This is a genomic window from Saccharomonospora halophila 8, assembly GCF_000383775.1.
Lineage (GTDB): Bacteria > Actinomycetota > Actinomycetes > Mycobacteriales > Pseudonocardiaceae > Saccharomonospora > Saccharomonospora halophila.
On sequence record NZ_KB912473.1, the window covers coordinates 5,129 to 8,205 of the forward strand.

The following is a 3,077-nucleotide window of genomic DNA, read 5'->3' on the forward strand; positions in this document are numbered from 1 at the left end:
CGGTGACCCGGCCGTCGCCGGCCACGAGCGGGGCGAGCACGTCGGCGCCGCGCAGCAGCCGTGCGCCACCCGATACGGCCCGGGCCAGCAGCGACTCCACGAGCGTGTGGTGACCGACGTGGTAGCCGTGGTCGAATCCCCCGTCCTCGGCGAAGACGCTGCGCCACGGCGGCTCGCCGTTGCCCCAGTCCAGCACCGAGACGTCGCAGCGGGCGAACCCCGCGTCCCGCGTGTGCCCGGTGAGCCCGAGTTCGGACAGCACCGGGTGCACGCCCGGGGCGAGCACCTCCACCCCCTCGACCGGCGTGTGCCCGGTGCGTTCGAGCACGGTGACCGGGATGCCCCTGGCCGTGAGGCACGCGGCGCACGCCGCTCCCGCGAGGCCACCGCCGACGACCACGACGGAGTCGCCGCCGTCCGGGGTCACCGCCGCTCCCCGGCCGCGGGGGTGTCCAGGGCGTGCCACTCGGAGAGGAACACCATCGTGGGTTCGTCCTCGGTCTCGTAGCCGCCGGAGATCGCGATGAGGAACTGGGTGCGCACCGCGTCGGGATGGTGCTCGCGGGCGGTGACATAGGCGAGCAGGGTCAGGTACGGCACGGAGAGCTGCAGACTCGGGTCCGGCCCGCGCCTGCCCTCGCCGTGCTGACCCACGTACCGGAGCAGTTCCGCGACCGAGTCGAAGATCGTCTTCTCGGCGCGTCGGTGGGGATGCCACAGCGCCTGCAGCAGGGTACGTTCGCGGACCCGGCTGACCTCGCGGAACTCGGTGAGTGAATCGTCGGTGAGCCGGTCGCGCAGCAGCAGGTGGTGGTCGTGGATACCCGGGTTCGGCGCGAAGAACCGCCAGTCCGGGATCAGCAGGTACAGCCGGTCCCACACGGTCTGTCTGCGCTGGTCGCGGTACAGCTTCTGCCCGACGACGGTGAGTCCGAACCAGGTTCCGAGGGCGGCGTACAGCACACGACGGGCCGGGGCCGTCACCTTACCTCGCGACATGCTCGCCCTCCCCGTCCGGCACGTTCGCCGTGGCCAGCACCGTGTTGATCGTGTCGGCGACCGTCCGGCCGTGTTCGCGTTCGAGCACCAGACCGAAGTGACTCGCGTCCCGCACGAGCGTGACCACCGGGTCGGGGGCCAACGCGCACAACTCGTCCTGAAGCTTGCGGTGGGCGGCGTCGTTGCGCAGCGACTCCCCGGAGATGACGACGCCGAGCGTGGAGTGGGCGGGAAACGGCCCCCCGGTGAGATCGGCCGGGTCGGCGTTCTTCCAGGCCACCAGCTCCGCGGCGGCGGTGCGCCAGACGCCGGGCACGTGCATCCGCTCCCGGGCCTGCCGCGCGGCGGTCTCCGGCAGCTCGGTGAACTGATCGGCGATCTCCCGGCGGCCGAGCCGCAGCAGCGCCCGCAGCGCGGACAACTGCAGGGACTGCTCCAGCCACGCCATGCCGCGCCGCTGGGTGGCCGACCGGCGCAGCTCCTCCGGGTGCAGCGCGTCGACCAGCACCAGCCCCGCCACCCGGTGCGGGTACCGGCCGGCGAAACAGCGCGTCACCAGGCCGCCGAACGAGTGCCCCACGAGCACCACCGGGCCGGTGACGGCCAGTGCGTCCAGCACCTCGCCCAGTTCGGCGGCCAGCCGTGGGACAGCACGCGGACCCGGTGCCCGGCCGCTGAACCCCGTGCCCGCGCGTTCGTAGCTCACCGTCCGGGCGTGCGGGGTTACGGCTTCCCGCACCCACGTCCAGGCCTGCACCGGTGCGGCCAGCCCACTCTCGAAGACCACCGTCGGCGTCCCGCCGGGGACGCCGTCCGGCGGTTCCGTGCCCAGCACGTGTACCGCACGCCCGCCGATCCGCACGAGGCGCCCGGCCGGACCCGTGGCCCGGACCCGCATGTCGATCACCGACCTTCCTGCCCGGCGGGCACCACGCTCGGCCCGCCGTCCTGGAACTGGATGGCTGTCAATCGCCGGTAGAGCCGGCTGGTCCCGGACAGTTCGTGATGCGTCCCGATACCGTCGACCGCGCCCCGGTCCAGCACCACGATCCGGTCGGCGCCGACCACCGTGGACATCCGGTGTGCCACGCTGAGCACGGTGCACTCGGCGGCGAGGTCCCGGATGCTCGTGCGCAGGCCGAGCTCCGAGTCGGAGTCCAGATTGGATGTCGCCTCGTCGAGCAGCAGCACGGACGGGCGCCGGATGAGCATCCGGGCGATGGCCAGCCGTTGCCGTTGCCCGCCGGAGAGTCCGATCCCGGAATCGCCCAGCTCCGTGCCGAGTCCCTTCGGCAGGGTGCGCACGAGGTCGTCCAGGCCGGCCAGGCACAGCGCCCGTTCGATCTCCGCGGTCGGGGCCTCGGACCGGCCGTAGGTGAGGTTCTCCCCGATGGTGCCGCGCAGCATCGTGCTCTCCTGCTGCACGTAGCCGACGCGCCTGCGCACCTCGCCCAACGGGATGCGCCCGATGTCCTCACCGTCGAGCAGTACACGTCCGGTGTGGACGGGGTAGAAACGCATCAACAGTTGCAGCAGCGTCGTCTTCCCCGCGCCGGAGGGACCGACGATCGCGGTGAGTCCCCGTGCGGGCGCGGTGAACGACACTCCGCGCAGCACCGGCTCGGCGTCGTAGGAGAAACCCACCTCCTCGAACGACACCTCGGACCCCGTGCCGGACTCCCCGGTGTCCGGCACGGGGTCCGCGACGCTCGCCGGGGAAGGGGCGGCGGGGGAAGCGGCCGGGGAAGCGGCGGGCTCCGGTGCCGCGGTGGTCGTGTCCGGTTCCTGTTCGACCGCGGCGAGTTCGTTGATCCGGCCGAGCGCCGCCCGGCCCTGCTGGAGCTGGCCGATCCCCATGAACAGCGTCACCAGCGGGGTGACCAGGTAGAACAGGTACATGATGAACGCCGTCAGGTCGGCCACGGCCATCGCGCCGTGCGCCACCCGGCTCATCCCGGTGACGAGCACGGCCGCGAGCGAGGCCTGCACACCGATGCTCATCGACGGTGTGAGCAACGCGTTGAGCGCGCTCACCCGGGCCCCCGCGCGGCGGGCGCGCAGCGCCAGCCCCCCGAGCC

General features: G+C 72.8%; 4 protein-coding genes. All 4 read right to left on the bottom strand.

Translation table 11 applies throughout. The features are described 5' to 3' along the window. Window positions 1-427 (bottom strand): NAD(P)-binding protein (locus SACHA_RS24735; RefSeq protein ID WP_019806231.1); only part of this gene is annotated, 427 nt, incomplete at its 3' end. Further along, window positions 424-999: a hypothetical protein gene (locus SACHA_RS0100180; RefSeq protein WP_039737341.1), complete on the bottom strand. Its 576-nt coding sequence runs from the start codon at window positions 997-999 to the stop codon at window positions 424-426. The genes SACHA_RS24735 and SACHA_RS0100180, both read right to left, overlap by 4 nt. Further along, window positions 986-1,897 carry an alpha/beta fold hydrolase gene (locus tag SACHA_RS0100185; protein WP_157601541.1) on the bottom strand — a complete coding sequence of 304 codons (912 nt, stop codon included), beginning with the start codon at window positions 1,895-1,897 and terminating at the stop codon, window positions 986-988. The genes SACHA_RS0100180 and SACHA_RS0100185 overlap by 14 nt, the downstream gene beginning before the upstream one ends. A 5-nt stretch (window positions 1,898-1,902) precedes the next feature. Further along, window positions 1,903-3,077, bottom strand: a 1,175-nt coding sequence (locus SACHA_RS19500) for an ABC transporter ATP-binding protein (RefSeq protein WP_019806234.1), incomplete at its 5' end; no start/stop codon positions are given.